The 23,800-nt window shown below is 66.0% G+C and carries 27 protein-coding genes; 16 read left to right on the forward strand and 11 right to left on the reverse strand.

From position 1 onward, the window contains the following. The first annotated feature begins 259 nt into the window (after positions 1 to 259). The 3 genes from KIK09_RS34705 (at position 260) to KIK09_RS34715 (ending at position 1,976) form a co-directional block, all read left to right on the forward strand. Positions 260 to 757: a VapA/VapB family virulence-associated protein gene (locus tag KIK09_RS34705; protein WP_214323671.1), complete on the forward strand. Its 498-nt coding sequence runs from the start codon at positions 260 to 262 to the stop codon at positions 755 to 757. A gap of 752 nt (positions 758 to 1,509) precedes the next feature. After that, complete coding sequence (locus tag KIK09_RS34710; protein WP_214323672.1) at positions 1,510 to 1,770, forward strand: hypothetical protein; 261 nt, start codon at positions 1,510 to 1,512, stop codon at positions 1,768 to 1,770. After that, on the forward strand, positions 1,767 to 1,976 hold the full coding sequence (locus KIK09_RS34715) for a hypothetical protein (RefSeq protein WP_214323673.1): 210 nt from the start codon (positions 1,767 to 1,769) through the stop codon (positions 1,974 to 1,976). Before KIK09_RS34710 ends, KIK09_RS34715 begins: the two co-directional genes overlap by 4 nt. A gap of 209 nt (positions 1,977 to 2,185) precedes the next feature. On the opposite strand, the gene KIK09_RS34720 is transcribed toward KIK09_RS34715, so the two are convergent. Both KIK09_RS34720 and KIK09_RS34725 read right to left on the reverse strand, forming a co-directional pair. Then, positions 2,186 to 3,250 carry a winged helix DNA-binding domain-containing protein gene (locus KIK09_RS34720; protein ID WP_214323674.1) on the reverse strand — a complete coding sequence of 355 codons (1,065 nt, stop codon included), beginning with the start codon at positions 3,248 to 3,250 and terminating at the stop codon, positions 2,186 to 2,188. Further along, positions 3,247 to 4,233: an MDR family NADP-dependent oxidoreductase gene (locus KIK09_RS34725; RefSeq protein ID WP_214323675.1), complete on the reverse strand. Its 987-nt coding sequence runs from the start codon at positions 4,231 to 4,233 to the stop codon at positions 3,247 to 3,249. The genes KIK09_RS34720 and KIK09_RS34725 overlap by 4 nt, the downstream gene beginning before the upstream one ends. A gap of 62 nt (positions 4,234 to 4,295) precedes the next feature. Here KIK09_RS34725 and KIK09_RS34730 point away from each other — a divergent pair, with 62 nt between their 5' ends. Continuing rightward, positions 4,296 to 5,312, forward strand: a complete 1,017-nt coding sequence (locus KIK09_RS34730) for a helix-turn-helix transcriptional regulator (RefSeq protein WP_214323676.1) — start codon at positions 4,296 to 4,298, stop codon at positions 5,310 to 5,312. 93 nt (positions 5,313 to 5,405) lie between these two features. Here the strand turns inward: KIK09_RS34730 and KIK09_RS34735 are convergent, their stop codons facing one another. Next, the gene (locus KIK09_RS34735; RefSeq protein WP_214323677.1) at positions 5,406 to 6,143 is read right to left on the reverse strand and encodes a VOC family protein; all 738 of its coding nucleotides are present in this window, start codon (positions 6,141 to 6,143) and stop codon (positions 5,406 to 5,408) included. 320 nt (positions 6,144 to 6,463) lie between these two features. Between KIK09_RS34735 and KIK09_RS34740 the strand changes: the two genes are divergently transcribed. Continuing rightward, positions 6,464 to 7,033, forward strand: coding sequence for a dihydrofolate reductase family protein (locus KIK09_RS34740; RefSeq protein ID WP_214323678.1), 570 nt, complete (start codon positions 6,464 to 6,466; stop codon positions 7,031 to 7,033). A 513-nt stretch (positions 7,034 to 7,546) separates the two neighbouring features. Here the strand turns inward: KIK09_RS34740 and KIK09_RS34745 are convergent. The 5 genes from KIK09_RS34745 to KIK09_RS34770 all read right to left on the reverse strand — a co-directional run bounded on the left by KIK09_RS34745 (position 7,547) and on the right by KIK09_RS34770 (position 11,421). Beyond that, positions 7,547 to 7,732 carry a hypothetical protein gene (locus tag KIK09_RS34745; RefSeq protein ID WP_214323679.1) on the reverse strand — a complete coding sequence of 62 codons (186 nt, stop codon included), beginning with the start codon at positions 7,730 to 7,732 and terminating at the stop codon, positions 7,547 to 7,549. Further along, complete coding sequence (locus tag KIK09_RS34750; protein WP_214323680.1) at positions 7,725 to 8,171, reverse strand: hypothetical protein; 447 nt, start codon at positions 8,169 to 8,171, stop codon at positions 7,725 to 7,727. Before KIK09_RS34750 ends, KIK09_RS34745 begins: the two co-directional genes overlap by 8 nt. A gap of 37 nt (positions 8,172 to 8,208) precedes the next feature. Then, entirely contained in the window at positions 8,209 to 8,541 is a 333-nt protein-coding gene (locus KIK09_RS34755) for a gamma-glutamylcyclotransferase family protein (RefSeq protein ID WP_214323681.1), read from the reverse strand. A gap of 469 nt (positions 8,542 to 9,010) precedes the next feature. Continuing rightward, entirely contained in the window at positions 9,011 to 9,781 is a 771-nt protein-coding gene (locus KIK09_RS34760) for an HAD hydrolase family protein (RefSeq protein WP_214323682.1), read from the reverse strand. A gap of 1,466 nt (positions 9,782 to 11,247) precedes the next feature. Continuing rightward, positions 11,248 to 11,421, reverse strand: a complete 174-nt coding sequence (locus tag KIK09_RS34770) for a hypothetical protein (RefSeq protein WP_214323684.1) — start codon at positions 11,419 to 11,421, stop codon at positions 11,248 to 11,250. A 745-nt stretch (positions 11,422 to 12,166) separates the two neighbouring features. On the opposite strand from KIK09_RS34770, the gene KIK09_RS34775 reads away from it, so the two are divergent. The 8 genes from KIK09_RS34775 (at position 12,167) to KIK09_RS34805 (ending at position 17,741) form a co-directional block, all read left to right on the forward strand. Next, positions 12,167 to 12,970, forward strand: coding sequence for an SDR family oxidoreductase (locus KIK09_RS34775; RefSeq protein ID WP_214323685.1), 804 nt, complete (start codon positions 12,167 to 12,169; stop codon positions 12,968 to 12,970). Continuing rightward, on the forward strand, positions 12,967 to 13,782 hold the full coding sequence (locus tag KIK09_RS34780; protein WP_214323686.1) for an SDR family NAD(P)-dependent oxidoreductase: 816 nt from the start codon (positions 12,967 to 12,969) through the stop codon (positions 13,780 to 13,782). The genes KIK09_RS34775 and KIK09_RS34780 overlap by 4 nt, the downstream gene beginning before the upstream one ends. A 2-nt stretch (positions 13,783 to 13,784) precedes the next feature. Next, the gene (locus KIK09_RS34785) at positions 13,785 to 14,558 is read left to right on the forward strand and encodes a hypothetical protein (RefSeq protein WP_214323687.1); all 774 of its coding nucleotides are present in this window, start codon (positions 13,785 to 13,787) and stop codon (positions 14,556 to 14,558) included. 30 nt (positions 14,559 to 14,588) lie between these two features. Then, positions 14,589 to 15,107, forward strand: coding sequence for a DUF899 family protein (locus tag KIK09_RS34790; protein ID WP_250574275.1), 519 nt, complete (start codon positions 14,589 to 14,591; stop codon positions 15,105 to 15,107). Further along, positions 15,034 to 15,297 (forward strand): DUF899 family protein, encoded by a 264-nt coding sequence (locus KIK09_RS58200; RefSeq protein ID WP_308164470.1) that lies wholly within the window; start codon positions 15,034 to 15,036, stop codon positions 15,295 to 15,297. Before KIK09_RS34790 ends, KIK09_RS58200 begins: the two co-directional genes overlap by 74 nt. A gap of 95 nt (positions 15,298 to 15,392) precedes the next feature. Beyond that, complete coding sequence (locus KIK09_RS34795) at positions 15,393 to 16,355, forward strand: sigma-70 family RNA polymerase sigma factor (protein WP_214323688.1); 963 nt, start codon at positions 15,393 to 15,395, stop codon at positions 16,353 to 16,355. A 12-nt stretch (positions 16,356 to 16,367) separates the two neighbouring features. Next, positions 16,368 to 16,622 (forward strand): hypothetical protein, encoded by a 255-nt coding sequence (locus KIK09_RS34800; protein ID WP_214323689.1) that lies wholly within the window; start codon positions 16,368 to 16,370, stop codon positions 16,620 to 16,622. Between the two features lie 417 nt (positions 16,623 to 17,039). Beyond that, positions 17,040 to 17,741 (forward strand): NAD(P)-dependent oxidoreductase, encoded by a 702-nt coding sequence (locus KIK09_RS34805; RefSeq protein WP_250574277.1) that lies wholly within the window; start codon positions 17,040 to 17,042, stop codon positions 17,739 to 17,741. A 563-nt stretch (positions 17,742 to 18,304) separates the two neighbouring features. On the opposite strand, the gene KIK09_RS34810 is transcribed toward KIK09_RS34805, so the two are convergent. Both KIK09_RS34810 and KIK09_RS34815 read right to left on the reverse strand, forming a co-directional pair. Next, positions 18,305 to 19,726 (reverse strand): DHA2 family efflux MFS transporter permease subunit, encoded by a 1,422-nt coding sequence (locus tag KIK09_RS34810; RefSeq protein WP_214323690.1) that lies wholly within the window; start codon positions 19,724 to 19,726, stop codon positions 18,305 to 18,307. After that, on the reverse strand, positions 19,723 to 19,995 hold the full coding sequence (locus tag KIK09_RS34815; RefSeq protein ID WP_214323691.1) for a hypothetical protein: 273 nt from the start codon (positions 19,993 to 19,995) through the stop codon (positions 19,723 to 19,725). The genes KIK09_RS34810 and KIK09_RS34815 overlap by 4 nt, the downstream gene beginning before the upstream one ends. A 152-nt stretch (positions 19,996 to 20,147) precedes the next feature. Between KIK09_RS34815 and KIK09_RS34820 the strand changes: the two genes are divergently transcribed. Then, complete coding sequence (locus KIK09_RS34820; RefSeq protein ID WP_214323692.1) at positions 20,148 to 21,176, forward strand: sigma-70 family RNA polymerase sigma factor; 1,029 nt, start codon at positions 20,148 to 20,150, stop codon at positions 21,174 to 21,176. A 123-nt stretch (positions 21,177 to 21,299) separates the two neighbouring features. On the opposite strand, the gene KIK09_RS34825 is transcribed toward KIK09_RS34820, so the two are convergent. Continuing rightward, a complete protein-coding gene (locus KIK09_RS34825; protein ID WP_214323693.1) occupies positions 21,300 to 21,485 on the reverse strand; it encodes a transposase in 186 nt (61 codons plus the stop codon). 198 nt (positions 21,486 to 21,683) lie between these two features. Between KIK09_RS34825 and lepB the strand changes: the two genes are divergently transcribed. Beyond that, a complete protein-coding gene (gene lepB / locus KIK09_RS34830; RefSeq protein WP_214323694.1) occupies positions 21,684 to 22,196 on the forward strand; it encodes a signal peptidase I in 513 nt (170 codons plus the stop codon). Positions 22,197 to 22,267: 71 nt separating this feature from the next. Continuing rightward, complete coding sequence (locus KIK09_RS34835) at positions 22,268 to 23,794, forward strand: hypothetical protein (RefSeq protein WP_214323695.1); 1,527 nt, start codon at positions 22,268 to 22,270, stop codon at positions 23,792 to 23,794. Positions 23,795 to 23,800 lie beyond the last annotated feature (6 nt).

The following is a 23,800-nucleotide window of genomic DNA, read 5'->3' on the forward strand; positions in this document are numbered from 1 at the left end:
CGCACACCTGAAATCTCATTGACGTGAACGATCGAGGCCGATATTATTCCCTTGCACTAGGTATGCCAATATTATTGCGAGAATCCGTCCGGCGCGTCATGCTTGACGTATTCAAGCACTGATATGAGCAGAGCATGGATTCCCCCAAGGTGTTGAGGAATCTGTTTTCGAGTCATTTGGTGCTGACATCTTATGTGCGGGTCGGCGCTGGATGAACTCGTCGGTTATGCCTAATCGAAGTGCGATAGCGAGGATTTCCATGTCTTCTCCAGCCGATGAGGCACCCGACCCGCGCGAACTGTCATTAGTCGAGGCCCATTCGGTAATTGCGAGGGAGACGCTTCGGTCCCTGACGGCGAAGACTCTGGAGATCGCTCAAGAGTTCCCAGAAAAAGTGTCCGACCCGGTCAAGGAGTCTCTGGCGGCTACAGAGCAGTCGAAATATACCGTCCGAGTGTTAATGGGTGGATTCTTCACTGTTGACCTTGACATCTGGTTCCTGGATACCGACTACATCTTCAGCGGGGTCGCCGGGGGAATTGCGCTGGGTGGGCAGGCGACGTGGGGTACCGCGTGGTTCAACTACCCGATCGAGAAGATCATCGGGTGGGATGCACGGTTCCAGGTAACCTACTGGACTGCGACCACGGTCATTAACTTCTGGGGTATGCGTGGTGAGATCATCGGGTCGATCGTCGCCGGTGGACTCGGCATCGGCGGCGGCCTTGCGGGTGGTCAAGGCACCTTTAAACGTTAGGTCCGCAGGTTAATGTGCGCAGGCGTGCCGACTATGCCGACCTGGAGCTTATGATCCGCTGTATCGATCGCAATTCCTTCACGATACGCGTCTTCAACTCTGCGCCTGCCGACAATTACATCCACCCAGGTCATGGCCTTGGGGGGTTCTGTGTGGCGTGCGCGAGCCTCGGCCGCCAGGAGAGGGAGACGCGTGCGGCAGGATGATCGGCCGTGCTCCTTCGTCTGGCCTATCTCGCTGTCACCTTCACCGCGCTGCGGTTGCTGCCGATGGGCGATCGAGATTCTCGCCCTGCGTCACCAGATCCCAGTTCTGGAGCGGTAGCTCGGTGCCGATACCAGAGTGAGATTCGCTCCCGAGGACCGAGCGTTTCTCGCCGCGCTCCTGGCATCGCTGCCGCGCGAGGTCCTGCGCCGGCTGCGGCTCATTGTCCGGCCGGATACCGTCTTGCGCTGGCACTGTGATCTGATGAAACGGCGTCATGCCCGTGTCAGCCGGCCGAGTCGGCCTGGGCGCCCGCTGACGGTCCGCTCCATCCGTGTCCCTATCTTGCGCCTGGTTCGCGAAAATCCACCACAGGATATCGGCGGCTGCACGGAGAGCTCATCAAGATCGCACCGTGCACGGTCTGGGAGATCGTCAACCAGGAAGGGCTTGAACCGGCACCCGATCGGGCGTCCACCACATGGGCCGACTTCCTGCGCTCGCAAGCCGACGCCCTGCTGGCCTGCGATTTCATCGAGACCATCACTTTGAACGGGCAGCGCCAGTACATCCTGGCGGTCATCGAGCAGGTCACCAGGCGCGCCCGCGTGCTGGGCACCACCGCGCACCCGAACGCCAGCTGGGTCATCCAGGCGATCAAGAATCTCGTGACGGATCTGGAGGATGCGGGCTGCCGGGCGCGCTACCTGATCCGAGACCGGGACGCCAAGTTCCCGGCCCTCATCGACGAGATCCTTGCCGACGCCGCATCCAGACCATGCTCACCGGTATCCGGATGCCGCGCATGAACGCGGTCATCGAGCGGTGGGTGCAGTCGTGCCGGCGCGAGCTGCTGGACCGCTGCCTGATCTGGAACGAACGTCGCCTGCGGCACGCCCTGCGCGAGTTGAACAGTTCTACAACGAGCACCGAGCCCACCAAGCCCGGGCTCAGGCGGCACCACTGCGTACTGTCCCAGATCCGATCGCCGATCCGAAGCGAATCGACGACCTGAACATTCGCCGACGAGATCGGCTCGGCGGGGTTCTCCACGAGTACTCACATGCCGCTTGAACTGCGTGGACGGAGTTTTCGGCAGGCGCAGAGCCGTGCTCGTCGAGCGTTCCTCTAACGGAACATCAATTCATGATCATGTTCGAGCAGTGAACACGACCCGCCGACCGCTCGGCCTCGCGTTGGATCGCTGCGGTCTGATCGTCGCGTTCAGCAGCCCGTCAAGCTGTGCGACAGGAAGGGCAGCAGCTGGGTGATCTCATGGTCGACTGCTTGTTGTTCGGTTGCCGAGAGGGGTCGGAAAGGCGTCAGCCGTACCTCGCCTGCGGTGAAGGACCAGGTGCCGCGGACGTAGCCGTCGACGAGGAGGGTGGGGCGGACCATGGCCTGTCCGGGGGTCACGTGTTTGCGGTCGGCGTCGGCGATGATGCGGCTGCGGTCGGCGTGGCCCAGGAGAGCGTTGTCGTAGGCGGGAAGCAGCCGCGCCGGGGCGGGAGTGTCGGGGTCAGGTAGCGGGGTGTCGGGCAGGTCGAGGAGTTGCTGTCCGTCCGGGCCGGTGTAGTGCCGCAGTTCGGTGCCCATCTCCGGGATGATCTGGTCCAGCCGGGTCAGGCCGCACCAGGCCTGGACGTCTGCCACGGTGGCGGGTCCGAAGGCGGCCAGGTAGCGGCGAATCAGTTCGTGGATGGCGGTGGGGTGGGCGCCGTCGACCGGGGCGGCCGTGACGGTGATCGATGATCGGTTGCTCCAGCCGCCCCAGGATGCGGTGGCTGGGTCGTGGATGAGTGGGGTGCGCAGTTCGATTTCACCGGCGAGAATCCTGCTGTCGCGGCCGAGGTGGCGGGCCGCGAGGTGTCTGGCGAGTTCCTTTCGGGACAGTGGTCCGTTCTCCAGCAGTGCGCGTCCGTCGGCCATCAGCGTTTCGGTGTCAAGTCCGGCGTTGTTACGCCGGAAGTACGCCGAGTCGGCGGTTCGGTTCAGGACGGGCTGCAGCACGGGCCGAAGCCGGCGGAAGTCGTCGGCTGCGGCGAGGTGCATCGTGCTGCGCAGGAAGCCGGAACGCACCACCCGCCGGTCGGCGAGCAGGGCGGTGAGTTCGGCGTGGGTGAATCGGCGGATCCGGGTCCACAGGCCGACGTAGGGCCAGTTCGGCTCCTGTGCCTGCATGGCGACCAGGTGGCCGATCACCTCCAGGGGCGTCCGGTTGGTGCGCTCCAGCAGGAACTGGCGCTGGAGCAGAGCTCGGTTGAGGGTGCGCCGGGACAGGGTGATCATGCCAGCCGTACCGAGACGTTGCCTCGGTAGTCGCCCCGGAGCATGGACAGAAAGGCGTTGGGCACGCCGTCGATGCCGGTTTCGACCACGGTCCGCGGATACACGAATCGACTCTGTACCAGCGCTGTGCGGAAGTGGTGGTGCCAGGCGGCGATCTGGTCGGGCGTGTGGTAGCAGGAGAACGGCAGCAGCTCGACCTGCCTGGTCTGGGCGGCGGCCGGGTCGGGCTCGGGGAAGCGGTCGGGTGCGGCGCCCAGCTGGGTGGACAGCGATCCGCACAGGGCGAACCGCGCGCCTGGCGCGGCGACCTCGAGCGCGGCGTCGTACAGCGCCCCGCCGACGGTGTCGAAGAAGACGGTGATGCTCTCCGGAGCCAGCTCCTTGAGCGCGGCGACCGGGTCGTGGTGGTAGTCGAAGGCGGCGTCGAAGCCGAGCTCGTTGACGAGGTAGTCCGCCTTGGCCTGGCTGCCTGCGCTGCCGATGACCTTCTTGGCGCCCAGGTTGCGGGCGATCTGCCCGGCCAATGAGCCGACGCCTCCGGCCGCGCCGGAGACGAACACGGTGTCGCCCTGGCCGACCTTGGCCACATCCGCGACGCCGTAGTAGGCGGTCGGCCCCTGGCCCAGGTGGTAGCTCGGGTCGGGGTAGGCATCCGGGTCCAGCTTGACGTAGGAAGCGGCCGGGCCCGCCGAGTGCGTGCTCCAACCGCTCATCGACTGGACCAGGTCGCCTTCTTTCAGCTCCGGGCTGGCCGAACGCAGAACAGTGCCGATCGCCATGACGCCGACCCGCTGACCCGGCTGCCACGCCGGGATTGGAAGGTGGCAGTCGGGCCGCATGAGTTCGAGGTAGGTAGCGGCAAGGCCCAGGTAGTCGGTGCGGACCACGACCTCGCCGTCGATCTGCGTCTCAGTGACGGTGAAGTGCTCGGGTCCGGGGACAGCTGCGATCTGGGCGGTCAACTGAATCTCGCGAGTCATCATGGTGACGACCCTATTCAGACTTCCGGCCAGTTTTTGACCGGAAGTGCAGGGATGATGGTGACATGGCCAACACCAGTTCCCGCACGCTCACGCTGCTGTCGCTGCTGCAGACGCACCGCCACTGGTCCGGCGCCGATCTGGCCGATCGCCTCGGGGTCTCCGAACGCACTCTGCGCCGGGACGTCGACCGGCTGCGTGAGCTCGGTTATCCGGTGCAGGCCTCCCGGGGCACCGACGGCGGCTACCAGCTCGCGCCCGGGGCTGTGCTGCCGCCGCTGCTGCTCGACGACGAGGAAGGGGTCGCACTGGCGGTCGGCATGGGCGACGCCGCGCAGAGCGGAATCGCGGGCATGGAAGAGGCAGCGGTGCGCGCGTTGACCAAAGTGGTGCAGGTCCTCCCAACTCGCCTACGCGCCCGGGTGAACGCGGTGCGCGCGATGACCGTCTCCGCGACGCCCGCCGGACCGGTCGTCCCCGCGGAGGTGCTGACCGCGATCGCCCAGTCCTGCCGGGACCAGGAACGGCTGTGCTTCCACTACACCGCGCGCGGCGGCTCGCAGACCGAGCGCGAGGTGGAACCTCATCGCCTCGTGGCGCTCGGCGGCCGGTGGTACCTGGTGGCCTACGACCTGGCCAGGCACGACTGGCGCAGCTTCCGCCTCGACCGGCTGACCCAGCCACGCAATATCGGAGCCCGCTTCCGGCAGCGGCCTCTGCCCGGCGGGGACGCCGCCGCGTTCGTGCGCGCCTCGGCACAGATTCCCAGAGCCCACACGGTCGTCGTGTTGGTCCATGCGCCCGCCGAACACATACGCCGGATGGTCGGCCAGTGGGGCGTCATCGAACCGGTCGACGGGGACCGCTGCCGGCTCACGATGGTGTCCACCAGCCTGGACTGGCCAACCCAGGCGCTGGGCAATGTCGGCGCCGAATTCGACGTGATCGAACCGCCGGAGTTCGTCGATCACCTGAGAGATTGGGGCACACGATTTCTCAACGCCGTCGGCAGATCAGCGGCCCCAGTCGAAGATCTGTCGCCACCTGAGTCCTCCATACCCCCCGGATCTAGGAATTCCTGAACGGCAAGATCCCGCCTGTATCCGGTCGCCCTCAGGCGTCTGGAAATCAAGTACAACGTCGAGGGGCTTGCCCGAAGGCGGGGAGGCTCCGCGTCAGGCACGACCGAGGACGCAGAACTCGTTGCCCTCCGGGTCGGCGAGGACGACCCACGGGACGTCTCCCTGGCCCACATCGGCCAGCCTCGCGCCGAGGGCCTGCAGCCGGGCCACCTCCGCCGCTTGATCGTCACCGCGGTACGGCAGCAGGTCGAGATGGACGCGGTTCCACACGGTCGGCACGCCGGGCGTGCGGAGGAACTCCAGATACGGCCCGACCCCCTTGGCGGAGCGCAGCGTCGCGTGATCGTCGCTCACCTCGTGCAGGGTCCAGTCCATCGCCTCGCCCCAGAACCGGGCCATGACCCGCGGGTCCGCGCAGTCGACCACCACCGCGGCGATCGGCCCGGTGTCCCGGTAGATCTCCCGAGGCTCCAGCACGCAGAACACGTTGCCCTCCGGATCGGCCAGAACCGTCCACGGGACGTCGCCCTGGCCCACATCGGCGGGCGTCGCACCGAGCTCCTTCAGACGCGCGACCAACTCCGCCTGATGGGCCGCAGAGGTGGCGGCGAGATCGAGGTGCACGCGGTACTTCACCGTTTCGGGGTCCGGGACGGCGACGACATCGACGCAGACGGCGGAGGGGTCCGGCCACACGAAACCTACGGGTTTAACGCTGGTCACACCGGGTCCCTCGCTGGAAACACCCCAGCCGAGCGCCTCCGCCCAGAACCGGCCCAGCGCCGAGTCATCTCGAGCCTTGAAATTCACCTGAAGAAGTTGCAGCGCCATGCCCCAAAACTATGCCCACCGGATGAAGCAGGATGAATCACGCATCCGGTAAGCAACACGACGACAGGCTTACCGCGGGTCGCGGACGAACGCCAGGAAGGCCTTCCCGTAGTCGGTCGTCACTGCCTGCCAGGATGCCGAGCGGGGAGAACTACGGTGAGCGACTGACAAGACTTGACGCCGACCACTGTCGCCCTCCTGATGCTCAACAGACTTTGCGGATTCCGGACTTACCTTGCGGAGTCCGCTGCCACTCTGCGCCGATGAGTTGTGAGAGGCCGGGTGGTCTAACTCCTGAGGACAACGTTCAGGAGGTCTCAATGGGTGCCGTGGTGCTGTGCAAGAGCATGTCATTGGACGGCTTCGTCGCCGGTCCAGACATCGGTGCGGAGCATCCCATGGGTAAGGGCGGCATGCGACTGCACGAGTGGATGTTCACCGACCAGCCCGACCCGCGAGACAAGGAGGTCCTCGCTACGATGTCCGCTTCAGTCGGCGCGGTCGTGGTCGGCAGGCGCACGTTCGACGTCGGCCTCCCGCACTGGCAGGACACCCCTTATCCGGCACCGACATTCGTGCTCACCCACCAGACCCGCGACGAACTCGTCATGAAAAGCGCGACGTTCACCTTCATCACCGACGGCATCGAGGCCGCCCTGAAGGCCGCGCAGGACGCGGCCGGAGACAAAGACGTGATCGTGATGGGTGCCCAGACAGGACGGCAGTTCCTGCGTGGCGGACTGCTGGATGAGTTGCTGATCAACCTGGTGCCGGTCGTGCTGGGCTCTGGAAGCCGGCTGCTGGAAGACCTTGGCCACATCGAGTTCATGCGCACGCAGGTGGTCGCCTCCGACGCGGTCACGCACCTGCGGTTCCGGGTCGTGAAGTAACGGCCTACGGCACGGAGCATGCGGGGAGCGGACACTCGGCCCACGCCCCCGAAAGTGCAGCCCTGAGGAGCCGCGGTGCGGATCGTCTACTCTCGCGTCTCCACCGCCACCCAGTCCCTGCTCCGGCATACCCGACGCGCAAGCACTACACGCTCCGCGAGATGCCCCCGGCGACATGGGCTGACCTCCGAAGTCAAGAACGCCTGGAGCGGCTATGCCCCAGGCAATGACCACCGTGAGTGATAACTGACAGCCTCAGAAGCACCATCGAATAGGCGACACCTGATTATGCGAGGTCGCCGGAGCCCGCACCCCGCAGCCGATCGCGATGCGGCACGGGCTCGCCGGGAGCATGGCGTAGTCGACCAGGCCTCCCGGGCGGCGCGGGCGGTCCGGCCCCCTTCTTCCGAAGGTGGCCTGAACCGCCAGGTAGCGGAGCGTGACCATTTCCGGAACCATCCGGTTGGTGTATGGCCTGCGGGGGGCTATACGCGCCGAAATCTCCGGCTCTGGTCATGCTCCGAGGATCGCTGTGGCCTGCTTTTCGTAGTACTCGCCTGTGGCGGCCCTGCGCAGGATCTTGGCTTCGGCGCCGAAGATCTTCAGCATGGAGTCGTTTGCGGCTGCCACCAGCGCCAGGTATTCGGCATCGTCGAGCGTGACGTCGTCGAGGAGGCTTGTTGTTGATTCCTCATGCACGCTGTGCGCTGCCTCTATTTCGATATGGCGCTGTCCGAAGTAGCGGAATCCTTTCTACTACGCCGGCTCGGCGTAGATAGGCGACCACCTGGGGAAGCACGACCTCGGCGTGCACCTCGTACAGCTCGATCAGCGCGAGCCTCTGATAGTCCGACGTCGCCGACAGCACGTCGGCCATCAGTTCGACGCATAGCCGAAGATCCTCCAGGAGGTTGGGCAGCGGGCGCAGCACCCGGGCCAGGAGTAGGGCGAAGTCGCCGCTGGTGAGGTTGGGGCGTACGGTGCCCTCGGCCTGGGCACGGCTCCACATCCGATCCAGGGCCTGCATCAGCGGACGGCGCAGCCGGACGTTCTCCCGGTCGGTGCGCAGGCCGCGGCGCCGTACAGCGGTCTCGCGATGCGTCAGCGTCGAGACGGACCAGCTTCGGGACCACACCACCTGGTCGCCCGCGCGACCAGGTGATTGATCCCTGAGCTCAGTTGAGCGCGTAAACCCAGGCAGTGCGCCCGGACCGCAGCGGTACCTCGACGCGGCGGTATGCATCCACCTCGTAGTCATCGGCCTGGGCCAACTGGTCATCGGTGAGTGTGAAGACGGTGCCGATCACCTCTGCCTCAGGGCTGTTGTCGGTAATGAGAGCAGGGTGGATCGCTGATCCGCTGAGCTCGATCACGTGAGGGTCCTCAATGATGACCTCGCCGAGACGGTGGCCGACGACGGCGTCGGCCACGCCTGCAATTTCGGCTCCGAAAACCGTTCGCTGGACCTCGGGCTGCTGGAGTGTTCCGTACGAGAAAAGCAGGTGCATGATCCAAGTCAATCAGTTGCGTGTCCGCGACCAACGAGCGGCTCCGGGTGCGGGCGACCATCATCTGGATCAGTCGGCCACCGCCTCGGCGGTTGGCGCAGCGTCCGGTTCAGCCTCGGGTGTCCCGGATTTCTGATGAGGCAGCCGGTGCGGGTCGCGGCCTTCTCGCCGGGAGATCTCTTCGGGGTCGCAGAGGCTGCCGTCTGGCCAGGCCGGCGTCTTCCATCTGTGGCCGGTACTACCCGTATGCAGTGCTGGACCCGGAAGTGCTGCTCCTGACCGGCACGTCCTCCCTGATACGGATCTTCGCGGCAGATGCGCCCATGGGCTTTCGCCGGTTCCCGTGGCGGCCCTTGCTCTTCAGCCGCCGATGTCATAACGGTTGGGCAGCAGGGTGGGACGGGCGCCCTGCCGCTTCGGCTGTGCGCCGTCCGCGCCCGTCTTCTTGGATTCGCAGCTGACCGGAGACCTACTCAGGCTGCGGCGTCGCTGCGGCCAGCCTGGAGATCTCGGCGGCGACAGCGCCCGGGGCGGGCGCGACGGTGACACGGGCGATGCCGTCCAGGCTCGGGTGGGCACCGACACGGACCCCGTGCCGCGCGTTGCGCAGCAGGTCGATGTCGTTGATGTCGTTGCCGAAGGCGTTGTACTCGTCGATGCCCAGCGAGGTCAGGGCCTCCCACTTGTTCGTGGTGCCCTGGGCGAAATCGATGATCGCCTCGTCGAGGTGATGGTTGACGGTCATCCCCAGCACGCGGCCGGCCTCGGCGAGGGCCGCCATGTCGGTTGCGTTGACCACGAGGAACTTCACGACAGAGGGAAGGTCAGCGAGGTCGACCCGACGGGCGAGGCAGCCTTGGTCGACGCGGCTGAGAATCGGGTGGTCGGCCGGCCCGGTGTAGGCGTAGTCCCAGGGGCCGTCGGCGAGGTAGCCCGCCTGGTACCGCTCGGCCTCGACCAGCAGCTTGTCGAGTTCGCCGGCACCGAACGCGGCGCGCGCCCGGACCTGGCCGCCGATGGAGACGAGGCTGCCGTTCCCGCCGATCAGCGTGGCGGCGGGGAAAGCCCCGTCGAGGACAGGCAGGAGGTCGCGGACCGGCCTTGCGGAGGCGAAGACCAGCTGATGACCGGCATGTTCACATGCCTCGATGGCGGCGAGGATCCGGCTGTCGATCGCCCGTCCGTCGAAGCAGAGCGTGCCGTCGATGTCGAAGACCGTGGTGCGGGCGCTGGAAATCACGGTGAGATGGTATCGAGCCGACGCATGGCTCCCCCGGCTGCTTACAGGCACGCGAGGCACAAGGGAGACACGACCCAGAGGTCGTAGGAGCATGGCGGGTCCCTCTCTGTCAGACTCTCGTGAGACCTGGGGACGAAGTAGTCTTCTGAGGCTCAAATGGGGCGAGAACAGGATCTTTCAGGTAGCGACTTTGACGGTGGCCGACCTCCGTGGGGATCTCGCCGACGATGGTGAGGTGGACAAGGGTGACAGGCCTCGATCGGATAGGCCTAAGCGGCGCTCGTTCACGCCGGAGTACAAGCTGGCGATGGTCGAGGCCTACGACGCGGCGACCGAGCCGGGGGCCAAGGGCGCGTTGCTGCGCCACGAGGGGCTGTATCACTCGCACATCATCGAGTGGCGAAAGGCCCGTGATGCGGGAGCGTTGAACGCGCCGGCGGCTCAGCCTTCCGGCCCCAAGACGCGCAAGAGCGAGGCCGAGAAGGAGAACGAGCGGCTACGGGCACGGGCGGAGAAGGCCGAGCGGGAGTTGGCCAAGACCAGGGCCGCATTGGAGATCATGGGAAAGCGCACGCGCTCTTGGAACTGCTCTCCGAGAGCGCGGACAACGACGCGCCGCCCAAGATGTGATCGACCAGGCGTTCGCCGCGCTGGAACCCGTGCTCGGTGTGACCGCGGCGTGCGCCCTGTCGGGCAAATCGCGGACCACCGTGCACCGGCATCGCCATCCCGCGCCGGTGGTGCTCGGACCGCGCCCGGCACCTGCGCCGCACCCGGCCGCGTTGAGCCCGGATGAGCGGGCGCGGGTGCTGGCCGACCTACGCTCGGCCCGGTTCGTCGACAAGGCGCCAGCGCGTAGTTGGTCGGGACCCGAACAAGGTTCGAACCACCGACCTGGACGGCACGGTTGGCCAGCGCGACGTCCCAGCCGGAGTGGTTGGCCCGGAAGTTGGAGTTGACGTGGCACCAGGCGCACGCCTGTTCGGTCGTAGGGTTCCACAGCACCTCCCCGAAGCCAACCTCCTGACCGTGGTAATGGATGTACTGCCTGGGCATGACCTCGCGCCCGGACAAGCAGTCTGCCGCCTGGGCGGGAGCGGCTCAACGACCGTCAGCGCTGAGACGGCGGTGATCGTGGTCGCGAGCACTCCGCGGGCGATACCCGGTCGGGTTCTTCATTGGGGCACCTCTTCTGACCTCCAGACCTGAAGCGGCCAGGTGGCCGATCTAGGGTTGGGCATGCCGGTCGGAGTGCTGATCCTTTAGTTGCTGGTGGTTGGGCTAGGGGCCGGCGAACCGCCAGTTGTTGTTCACCTCGGCCCATTGTGACCCGGCCGACCCGGAGTTTTGGGTGTAGCCGATCTCCCCCGTCACCGCCGCGCGCGAACACGATGGTGTAGTTGGATGTGGGGCTGGTTACGACGGTCGGGTCACCGGCGAGTTTCCACCAGTGCTGCAGCCCGGCCCTACAGGCCGTATTCGATGGCAGTCGCGTCCGGCTGTACGACGCCCTGGACGGCGGTCGCGCTACCTGGGGCGGCTGCGACCAGGGCACCGCTGGCAGGCGCGGCGATCGCGATCGCCGTCCCTATCATCGCGGCCACCCCCGCGAGGGCGGAGGTCTGACTGAAACGCATCATGTGCTCCTTGTTCTGGGATTAGTTGTCATCGTCGCTCTGGCTATTGCGGCGGCGAGAGTTGCACAGTAGACGGCTGTCTTTACTCCGATGTTCCTTCCTGGCTGGGCCGACATGAGCCTGCGAGGGCAGTATCCGCGAGCACTCCCTCGGTGCGGTAGGACCAGGGTGTCCGGGCCGACCGGATGGAGTCACGTTTCCCGTACGAACCCGTACACCCCCATGCGGCATACCGGGCCGAGGCTCCACCGTGGTCCCACCAGTATCCTGCAGCCGACCAAGCCCCTTCTGTCACGCCGTTACAGGATGTGCCCACTCAGAGGGCGTTACGCAAGTTGATGTCCCTTCCGTCGCTTGCGCTCGGGATGACGTGCTGGTCAAGGGCTCTGCGGGGCTACGGTCGAGGCTGAGCGAACATGCGCCCCATAGCTCTGCGGCTAACGTCCCCCAAGCCACCGACAACCCACCGTCATCCAACTGACGCAGAGGACTCCGGACATCCGCGCAGAGGACTTCGGATATCGACAGGGAGTTTCGGGACGGATCGACCTGGGCGAACGCCGCCGCTCGAGGCGCTTCGCTCGACCGTCCCGGAAACGACCGTTTCCGGGACGACCCAAGGACGCGACAGTGATTGTGGCCGTATGTAGGGCGCGGTGGCCGGCCAAACTCATCGGTCATGCGGCCGGATGGGGTGCCGATGACTTTCGCTCTGCGATCGCCTCTGTATGAGTAGGAGGTGGTTGCCATGACCAGAGCGGTCGTTGTCCGGGACGAGGCACGCGGCGAAGAGGCAGGCGTGCGCGATCAGGCGCAGACCACGGCCGTGGTCACCGGAGCCAGTCGCGGTTTCGGATCGGCGATCGCCGCCGCGCTGATCGACCGGGGTCACCGCGTCGTCGGCGTCGCGCGCACCGCCGAGGCGCTGGCGGACCTGCGCCGGGAATTGGGTGCGGCGTTCGTCCCGGTGGTCGCCGACGCGACCGACGCGAAGACCGCCCGCACCCTGATCGAGCGACACCAACCCACACTGCTCGTACTCAACGCGGGCGCGATGCCCGCCACCGGCCCTGTGCACGAACAATCGTGGGAATCGTTCAGCCGCAACTGGCACGTTGACACCCAACACGCCTTCCACTGGATGCGCGCGGCGCTGCGACACCCACTGGCGCCCGACAGCCTGGTGGTGGCGATGTCCAGCGGCGCCGCACTGCGCGGCTCACCACTGAGCGGCGGATACGCGGGCGCGAAAGCGATGATCCGATTCCTCGCCTCTTACGCCGCGGACGAATCCCGCCGCGCCGCCCTCGGAATCCGCTTCGCGACCGTGCTGCCGCAACTCACGCCTGCCACCGAACTCGGTGCCGCCGGTGTCGCCGCATACGCCGAGCGCGCGGGAATCGACGCCGCCGCATTCGCGGCAGCACTCGAACCGCTGCTCACGCCCGCCATCGTCGGCGCCGAGATCGCACGGCTGTGCGGGGACACCGGCAACCGGGACGAGCTGCGGGTATACGAGCTCACCGGCCACGGACTTCACGCGCTGGCGTGAACAACAAGAAGGAGAAGGAAATGTTGCTGGAAAACAAGAATGTGGTCGTCTACGGCGCGGGCGGAGCGGTCGGCAGCGCGGTCGCCCGCGGATTCGCCCACGAAGGCGCCAGGGTCTTCCTGACCGGGCGACATCACGACAACGTCAACACCGTCGCGAAGGAAATCTCCGCCGCGGGCGGAGCCGTCGAGACCGCTGTTGTCGACGCCAGGGACGAGAAATCCGTCACCGAACACCTCGACGCCGTCGTCGCCGACGCCGGCCGCATCGACGTGTCGTTCAACGCGATCGGAATCTCACCGCGGGGACTGCAGGGAATCCCGCTCACCGACCTACCGGTCGACAATTTCATGCGACCGATCACGACATACGCTCAGGCTCATTTCGTGACCGCGAAATCCGCCGCACGGCACATGATCCCCCAAGAATCGGGAGTGATCATGATGCACACACCCGAACCGGCCCGCGTGAGCCTGCCCCTGGTCGGTGGCATGAGCGTCGGCTGGGCGGCGATGGAAGCCCTCAACCGCGCGCTGTCGGCCGAATGGGCCCAGCACGGCGTCCGCTCGATCTGCCTGCGCACCACAGGCATGGTCGAGACACCGGTCATTGATGTCGTGTACGGGCTGCACGCCGACGCGCTGGGCATCCCCAAAGACCAATTCACCGCGGCCGTCAGCACGATGACCCACCGCAAACGCCCCACCACCCTGGCCGAACTCACAGCGGTCGCGGTATTCCTCGCCTCCGACCGAGCGTCCGCGATGACCGGAACCGTCGCCAATCTGACCGGCGGAATCATCGTCGACTGACCATGACACGCCCTGGCCGCCACGCACCACACCGGCAGCCGGGGCACCCCCGACAGAGGAGCAAAACAATGAACGATCTACTCGCGAGCGCGATTGCCGCGCACGGTGGTCTGGACCGGTGGAACCAGATCCAGACGATCCGCGTCGACGCCGCCATCACCGGGGCCTTCTGGCAGGTCAAGGGCAAGGCTGACGTGCTGAGGGACATCCGCTTCGAGGTGGACACCACACGGCAACGGCTGACCATGGACTTCGTCGGTCAAGACCGACGGTCGCTCTTCCAGCCCGACCGGGTCGTCCTGCAGCAATCCGACGGCACGGTTGTCGACGCGCGCGACAACCCGGAGCAGTCGTTCGACGGCCACCAGTTCCAGACACCGTGGGACGACCTACATCTTGCATACTTCACCGGGGAAGCACTGTGGACGTATTTGAATACGCCGTTCCTGTTCACGTGGCCGGGGTTCGTCTGTGAAGAGATCGCGCCCATCGAGGCCGACGGTGAAACATGGCGGCGGCTGAACGTGACCTTCCCCGACCACATCAAGAGCCACACCCGCAAGCAGACGTTCTGCTTCGGCCCGGACGGGCTGCTGCGCCGCCACGACTTCACCATCGACATCGTCGACCCGGGCACCGAGTCACAGCTTTGCGCCGCTGACTACCACGACATCGACGGCATCATCATCCCAGCGACCCGCCGGGCCTACACCACCGTGGGTGACGACCAGATCATCTTGGTCGCCATCGACATGGCCGACATCACCGTCCGTTGATCCGAATTCCTTCCGCACAAGGACCTCACGATGAACAACACCCACCGCCCCTGGATCGTCACGGCGGGGGAATGGGAGGCCGCGCGCTTGCAGCTGTTGGCGAAGGAGAAAGACCTGACTCGCGCTCGGGACGCCTTGGCCGCAGACCGCAGGCGGATGCCATGGCTGAAGGTAGACCAGGAATACATCTTCGAAGGGCCCAACGGAACAGCCCGCCTGCCCGACCTGTTCGACGGCCGCCGTCAGATGCTGCTCTACCGTGCCTTCTTCGAGCCAGGGGTGTCCGGCTGGCCCGACCACGCGTGCGTCGGCTGCTCGCTGATGGCCGACCAGGTAGCCCATCTCGCGCATCTCAACGCCCGCGACACCACGCTGGCCTTCGCCTCACGCGCGCCGCAACCCGACATCGAGCGGGTGAAAGCGCGCATGGGCTGGTCCATACACGATCACCGACGGCTTCGACGCCGACTTCGGCGTGGCCGAGTGGTACGGCACGAACGCCTTCATCCGCGACAGCGTCTACCGCACCTATTTCATCAACGAGCGTGAACACGAACCGATGGGAGGGACCTGGACTTCCCTCGACTTCACCGCACTCGGACGCCAAGAGGACTGGGAGGACTCCCCCGAAGGCTACCCACGGGTGCCGCGATACTCGTGGCTCAACCGACACGACGACTACGACCCGGCCGAGCCTCCCAGCCACCCCGCCACCGTCGACCCGAAGCGCGCCCACTGACGACCGACGCGACAATCGGCCGGACCCGCCAAAAGCCTCGAGTATCGACTCCCACGGCGGCCACAACACGTCACCCACAACAGAATCGGCGGATCATGCACGCTATGACTGAGACTAAGGCCGGCAACGATGATTTCGGACGACTGAGCGAACCGTTCCGACGCGAGCTGCTCGCCTACTGCTATCGCATGCTCGGTTCGGTCGACGAGGCCGAAGAAGTGGTGCAAGACGTCTATCTCGACGCCTGGCGGGCATACGACGGGTTCGAGGGCCGCTCGTCGTTGCGGACCTGGCTCTACCGCATCGCGACCCGGGCGTGTTTCAAAGCGCTGGAAAAAAGCAGACGCAGGCCGCTGCCCGCCGATCTCGGCGCCCCCGAGACAAACCCGGAGGCCAGGCTGGTCGAGCGAACCCCGGAGATACCGTGGCTCCAGCCGATACCCGACTTCCTGTTCGCCGCCGCACCGGTCGACCCGGCAACCGTCGTGGTGCAACGACAGACCATGCGGCTCGCCCTGATGGGGGCACTCCAGCAGCTGCCACCGCGACAACGAGCCGTGCTGATCCTGCGCGACGTGCTGCAATGGCGGACCACCGAGGTCGCGGAACTGCTGGAGATGACAACAGCGGCCGTCAACAGCGCACTCCAGCGAGCCCGAGCCCAGGTTCCGCTCAGCGAGGACCGTCTGACCGAACCGGCCGAACCACGGCAGCGAGCCCTGCTCGACCGATACGTCACCGCATTCGAAACCGCGGACGTCGATCAACTCGTCGCGGTATTGACCGAAGACGCACGATGGGAAATGCCACCAATCGCGACCTGGTTCGAAGGCCGCGACACCATCCTCGCCTTCCTTGCCAGACAGATGCGGATAATCGGACCAGCCGAACTGGTCGCCACCTCCGCCAATGGACAGCCCGCCTTCGCGGTGTACGCCCGCGGCCACGACGGTGCGCGCCACCCCCACGCACTGCACGTATTGACAACCATCGCTGAGGGCGTCAACAGAATCGTCGCGTTCCACGGCTCCGGGCTGTTTCCGCTGTTCGGACTCTGACCAGGCAACGGCATGTCCGAACAGGAAAACATCGCCCAGCACGCACAGCTGCGGCTGTTCTGCCAACTCATGCTCGGTTCAGCCGACGCCGCCGACCACATGATTCAGCAGGTCTACCGTCGTGCACTCGAATACCACGACGAGCTAGAGAATTGGCCATCGGAACGCGTTCAACTGTTCCGTATCGCAGCCGACATCTGCGGAGTCCGCCGACAAGGCCGGAACAGATACTGCTACGGCCCGGGCGACGACATCGGCGATGAATAGCTCACGGCCGGGTCGCGCTGGTGAGGGCCAGCGCGTGCAGCAGTTCGGCCAGTTCTTCGTCGAAGAGTTTGTAACGACACCAGTCCGTGCAGACGTCCGCGTATGCGCAAAGCAAGCGCCAGCGCGGCGGGTGGCAGGTCGGAAAGGCCGCGCGGACCTCGCTACGGAGGCCGGGATCGAAATCGGACCATTCGAAGCTGCCGCTTTGATGAAGATGTTCGGCGTGGGTCCACGCGACCGCGGCGAGGCCCGTCAGTCCAATGCAAATCCGCCGTGTGGCGTCGGGTGCCGGACCGCCCTTGGGCGCCTTGTAGCCCGGAACCGCGTCGCTGAAGACGAGGCGGAAGCCCTGGGGGTTGTTCAGCGATCAATTACAGCGTAACCGTCTGTTGGTCGTTCCGCACAAACAGGAGAATCATGCAAATCGGAGTTATCGGTGCCACCGGCACTATCGGCAGCCGAATCGTCACAGAGGCGCTCGAGCGCGGGCACCAGGTCACGGCGTTCAGTCGCGACGTCTCTAGCATTCAGGACAGTCGTGAGAACATCCGATGGAAGAACATCGATGTCACCGATGCCGGCAGTATCGCCGCGGTCCTACCTGGCCTCGACGTCCTGATCAGCGGATTCGGAGCCGGCAACGCGGCCAACGACCCTGCTGACGCCGTGGCGCGCGCCATCGCCAACCCCGGCATCTACGCCCGGGCAGCCGCCGCGTTGCTGAACGCACTGGAAGGCTATGCCCGGGTCCGGCTCATTGTCGTCGGCGGCGCCGCGAGTCTCGAGGTCAAGCCCGGACTGGTGTTCGCCGACTCCGACGAGCTTCTCAATGCCGCGATCGACGGCTTCGGCCTGCCCAGGGAATATGCCGGGGCGATGCGCGGTCACGGCGACGCGCTGAACCTCTTTCGCACCTCCAACCGGCTCTGGACCTACCTCAGTCCAGCCGTGGAAATCGCCCCCGGCGAACGCACCGGCCGTTTCCGGATCGGCGGTGACCAACCCGTCATGGACGCCGAGGGGCGCAGTCGCATATCCGCCGAGGACGCAGCCGTCGCCGTTCTCGACGAAGTGGAGCTTCCGCGTTTCGTACAGCGCCGCTTCACCATCGGCTATTGAGCGCGGCACCAAACGTGACGTCGACAACCGAACTAACGAACACCTGACCACGAGAGGATTTGCGAGCACACTCACCCCAGGGAGCAGGACGCGGTGCCGGCGCAGCCATGCGGCGAGGGCGCTCCGAATGGTTTCCTTTTCGAGACCCTCTTCCATTCCGCGCAGCTCGCTTCGGTACGCGTGAAGCTATTGGGTTCAGACGGCAGGAGGCTCGCGACCGTCATCAGGATCAACGAGAAGGGCGTCCATGCGTCGGGACGGCGTCGAGTATCCCGTCTGGTCCGCCGTGCATGGGATGGCCATGCTCACCCAGGCACTGACCCATGCGCGACGTACCCGAGGCCATCCGCCGTCATCTGGAGGAGCTCACCCTCGCCTTCATCGCCGAGGGCCTCGCGTAGAACCCAGACGGGAATCATCGTCACGGTCAGTTGCCAGGGCGATTTCACAGCCGCATGTTTGGGGGGATCGTCACCTGATGTCCGGATCGACTGCGGCTACGTAGCCGTGACATGTGCGGTCCGAGTTGCGAAATCGGCGCTGATGGTCACGTAGTCATTCGCCTACCGGGTGGATGCCTGCTGGGAAGCGGGCGCAGTTACGGTGTGGCCAGTGGTTCGCGCCGTACGCCGGGGCAGGAGAAGTCCGATGACCGCTCCGGCGAAGGCCAGTGCTGCCGCTGTTGCGATGGCAGACCCGAAGCCGTCGCTGAATGTTTTCGCGGAGCCGAGTCCACCCCGGGTCATGAAAACCGCTGTAGTGATCGCGATCCCGAAGGCTCCGCCGAGCTGGCGGACCGTGTTGAACGTACCCGAAGCAGCACCGATCGCCGCTATCGGTACCGCCCCGATGACGGCGCTCTGCGCCGATGGGATCGCCAACGAGATGCCGACTCCGGAGATCACGAATGGGAGGATCAGTGGCGGATAGGTCAACCCAGGCCCGGCGATCAGCGCGATCCACCCAAATGCGACAGCCTGCAGCAGCAGCCCGGCCACCACCAGCGGCCGCGCGCCGATTCTGTTTACTTGCCTACCCGCGACCGACGCGACCACGAAGAGTGCCACAGTCCACGGTGCCAGCAACAATCCTGTGGCCATCGGACCGTGCCGCAGTACGACCTGCAGAAATTGGGCAAAGAAGAACGCGCCGCTGAAGGTGGATGCGAACAAGAGGAACCCGGCAGTATTGCCAGCGGAGAAGGCGCGCGTTGCGAAGAAACGCATCGGTATCAGCGGGGCGTCGGCACGCAACTCCCAGCCGACGAATACGACGAGCGCGATCGCGCCGCCGGACAGCGCCGTGACGACCTCGACGCTAGCCCAACCGGATTCGTTTCCTCTGATCAAACCCCAAACAAGTCCGAACGCTGCTGCGCTCACCAACCCGATCCCGACATAGTCCAGACCGCGCGGGAAACCTGCGTTCTCCTCGAGCCGCACCAGAACCAAGGGGACCAGCACGGCAGCGATGGGTACGTTGATCCAGAAGATCCACTGCCATGTCAGGTACTGCACAATCGCTCCGCCGACGAGCGGACCCCCGAGCGTGGCCAGCCCGGTGATCGATGCGAACAATCCCAACGTTCGCGGCCGCTGTTCGGGTCCGAACGCCACCGACAGCACGGACAAAGCTGCTGGCGCCACTGCGGCGGCACCGACGCCCTGGATCGCGCGGGTCGCGATGAGCCAGGGCAGGCTCGGTGCCAGCGCACAACCCGCGGAGGCGATCCCGAACAGGGCCAGTCCACCTACCAGGACTCGTCTGCGGCCGTATTGTTCGCCCAGGGCCGCGCCGGCCATGAGCAGCACGGCAAACGGCAGGGTGTACGCGTTCACGGTCCATTCCAGTTCGGCAATGGAGGCATGGAGATCCAGCGCGATCGCATGTAGGGCAGTGGTGACGACCAGGGCATCCAGCAATATCATCAGCGATGCCGTCGATGTCAGCGCGAGTACCCAGCGCTGCCTTTTCGTCATGGTCATTGGCGATGCCCTTTCGAAGTGGCGGTGATGTTGGCGTGTGTCCGTATGAGCTGCGTGATTTTCCGGCCGCCTTGCCGCTGGTCATCCATGCCGGCCATGGGCAGACTGCCCGAACCGGGCGGGTCTGCCGTCGGGTCAAGCGCCTCCACCCTGCGCGCGTAGTGAGGCGCGCGGGGTGGAGGACGGTGACCCCAAGGAGGCGCTGGCCGGCCGACATCGACGATGACTCCATCGAGCGAGACGTTCTCGCTGATGACGATCTTTTCCATGGCAGTTCTCCCTTCTTTGGAGTTGTCGGCCACCACTGATCTAGACGCCGCGACGTCGGGAAAGGGGGCGCTCATCAACCGCCCCCTTCGCCCCTCGGCCGGCGTCCATACAGGATGGAAGCTCGACAAAGTGAAGGAGAGAGGTGACCGGAGTGGAGTTGGCGAGAGCCGACCTGATCAGCAGGGCGCGAGCTGGGGACGGCGAGGCGTTCCGAGCGCTGACCGAGCCGCATCTCCGTGAGCTACAGGTGCACAGCTACCGGATGCTCGGATCGTTCCAGGACGCCGAGGATGTCCTCCAGGACACCTTGTTGGCCGCCTGGCGGGGTCTTGCAGGGTTCGACGGTCGTGCCTCGCTCCGCACCTGGCTCTACCGGATCGCCACCAACCGTTGCCTCGACTCGCTTCGCTCGGCCAGCCGACGCCCGGCCAAGAAGTGGGACATCCCCGAGGTCGAACCGCCCGAGCCGACCCGACTCGGCGAAGTCGTCTGGCTGGGGCCATATCCCGACGCCCTCCTCGAAGGTGCGATCAACCATCCCCTCGGCCCGGAGGCTCGCTACGAGCAGACCGAATCCATCTCTCTGGCCTTCGTGACCGCCCTTCAGGTCCTGCCGCCTCGCCAACTCGCCGTCCTCGTCTTGCGCGACGTCCTCGGATTCCACGCGAACGAGGTGGCCGACATGCTGGACACGACCGTCGAATCGGTCAAGAGCGCCCTCAAGCGGGCGCGTGCCGGCCTACAGCGCCGCCGGTCCACGATCGCCGACCGCGAACCGCCTCCCGCCGCCGACTCACCCGCCGAGGATGCGATCGTGGCGAACTTCGTGCACGCCTGGGAGACCGCCGACATCGACGCGCTGGTGGCCCTGCTGACCGACGACGTCTTCATGTCCATGCCACCGCTGCCCCTCGAATACGAGGGCCGAGACGTCGTGGCCAGCTTCTGCGCCAGCATGTTCGGCACAGGCCGCAGGTTCGACCTCGTGCCGACGCGCGCCAACGGCCAGCCGGCGTTCGGAGCCTACCTGCGCGCTCCTACCGGCATCCGCCACGGGACCGGCCTGTTCGTCCTCACCCTCGCAGGCGACCGGATCTGCGCCATGACCCGCTTCGAGAACACCGTGCTCCCATCGTTCGGGCTACCGCGATCACTCCCCCATTTCCGGAAAATGGGATAAATCTATTCGAATACGGCAGATCATTACACAGGTTGTTGCCGCAAAACGGATATAGCAGCCCACCCGACCAGCACCGACACGACATAGCGCTACGCCCACATACTTCCCGCAGCCGCAGAAGGCTCAGTTGAGGTCCTTCGGGTCGCCAACTTCGTCCAGGTTGAGGTTGACGTGCTTGAGCGGCGAGAGCCGGGCCACGTCCTCATCCAGCACCTCGCGCCCCTCCGGGCAGCTGGCGCGGGTGTCAATGATCTTCTGTCCTTCCTGCGCGCCCAGGCCAAGCGGCTGCTGGCCGTCGATTTCTTCCACATCGACACGATTTCCTTAAGACACCTGCACGTGCTGTTCGTGATGGAGATCGCGGCGCGTTCACATCCTCGATGTGGCCGCTGGCCGACTCCTGGCGCCCCTACCGCTCCTGGGCGTCCTTCCTCTTTCGCGCCACCACCTACGGCACCCTCGACGATCAAGCCGCCAAGCCGGGAGAGTTCGCCACATGATGCTCCGATGAGCCGTTCGAGCTTGCGCTTACTCATCGCCGCCGCACTGGCGACATCCCTGGCCGGCTGCGGCCTCGTCACCCAGCTCACAGGTCGGCGGAACTTCACCGCGCAGAGCGATGCGATGGCGCCGACGCTGAAGCGAGGCCAGAGATTCACCATCCGAACAACGGATGATCATTACGCTCCGAAGCTCGGCGACATCGTGATCTACCACCCTAAGCAATGGCCGGGTATGGAGGGCGAGTACGTCTCGCGCGTCATCGGAGTGCCAGGAAGCACCGTACGCTGCTGCGACGACGGCCGGGTCGTCGTGAACGGACAGCAACTGTCGGAACCCTACGTCTCGGCCAACCCCGCCTCGGCGCGCGACTTCGACATCAGCGTCCCCCGGGGACGTATCTGGATCATGGGCGACAACCGGGACGTATCGCTGGACTCGCGTGCACACCAGGGAGACCTCGGCTCGGGCACCATAGCGATCACTGACGTCACCGGCATCGTCGAATCCTCGAAGTAAACCGCTCTTGACCGGGTTCGGTGGGCCGTCTTTCATCGGTGGGGCGCGGCCGACGACGAAGGGAAACGGACATGGGGCGGGGACTCACCACTGAGGAAGGCATCGAGCTCGCGGCGGTGCAGAGCAACGTCGCCGCGATCGTGGCCGCGGGCAGCCTCCAGGCCCTGACTGCCACGGGCATCTTGAACGGCTGGGGTGACGACCCCCTCGATTACGACGACTTCCACCAGCGATTCAGCCAGCTGCTCAAGAGGCTGAAGGAGCTGACGAAGGCCGAGAAGATCGTGGTGGACGACACACTCCCCGCGACGATGGGCGCGAACGCCGCCACCGGGACCGACGACTCCGGCAAGCTCTACGCGCGCATCGACGTGCGCGCGGAGTTCGTCAGCGCCGCCAACCCCGTCTCGCGGACCGTCCGGGCCATCGACCTGATGCACGAGGTGGCGCACACGCTCCTGGAGAAGGACACCTTCCCCGTCAGGGACTACACCTACCGGCACACCTGGGCGCAGGGCTGCCTGGCCCGCGCGGTCGGGACCGAGAACGCCGACACCTACGCCGAGGCCGCCGCACGGCTCGCCGAGACGATCGAGGAAAAGCCGCCGGGGTACTACCGGGAGATCGGACGGGTGCCAGCCCAGCGCGAGGCGCTCCGCGCGATGCCCAGCATCACCGTCGGACCGGCGCTGGCCTGGGCGGACATCGTGATCAACAGGGCGTGGCTGCGCGCCGAGGACTACCGGGACTTCGGCAAGCGGGTCGACGGAACGGTCGCCTGGTCCAACCTGGTCAAGGAGTGGGAGAGGGACCCGTCCGCCCAGTCGATGCTCTACGGCATCGAGACCTCCCTCCGGGAGCGCAAGGTCATCGGCGAGCGGGTCGGCACGCTCAAGGTCACGCTGAGCGACGACGACCGGGTGACGACCGATGCCCTCGCCGCGTTCTTCTCCGGCATCAAGGACGCACTGAAGCGGCTGCAGCCGATACTCCTCCCGGTCGGCGCGGATCTGGTGTACGACGCCGGCGCCGACGAACTCCGGATCCCGTACGGTCTCGCCGCGACGCCTCCGCTGGACCTCGGCAACCTCATCGCGCGGACGCTGGTCGCCGCATCCGCCGTCCCAGGCAAGCTGGCCTCATTCAAGGGCACCCTTGTGGACCTGCTCACGACCCATGACCGGCCGCAGGAGCGTAGCCAGGTGTTGGGGATCGCCGGTCAGATCAAGGAGATGCCCGCCGTGGCGCCGACCGCCGCCGACTGGAGCAGGGCCCAGGTGGGCCTCGACCTGGCCGCCCTCGACGGCCTTGCCGCACTGTGGAGGAAGTTCGCGCTGGTCGCGGGGGAACCGGCAGGTCTGTCCACCCAGAAGGTGGAGGAGTACCGCATCGGCCTGCCGCGGAGCGTCGCCGTGGCGCTGAAGGCCCTGCACCGCCTGTCCGGCCAGGAGACCCCGGCCGACGCCAAGCGCCGGGCCGGCGCCGTCAGGGCCATGATGGACGCGCTGGTCCCGATCTCCGCCCGCTCGGTCAACCAGCAACCGGGGTTGTCCACCCACTACGGCGCCCTCGCAGCCGGCCTGGCTCCCTACAGCTAGCTAGGC

It is taken from the genome of Nonomuraea sediminis (assembly GCF_018531495.1).
Lineage (GTDB): Bacteria > Actinomycetota > Actinomycetes > Streptosporangiales > Streptosporangiaceae > Nonomuraea > Nonomuraea sediminis.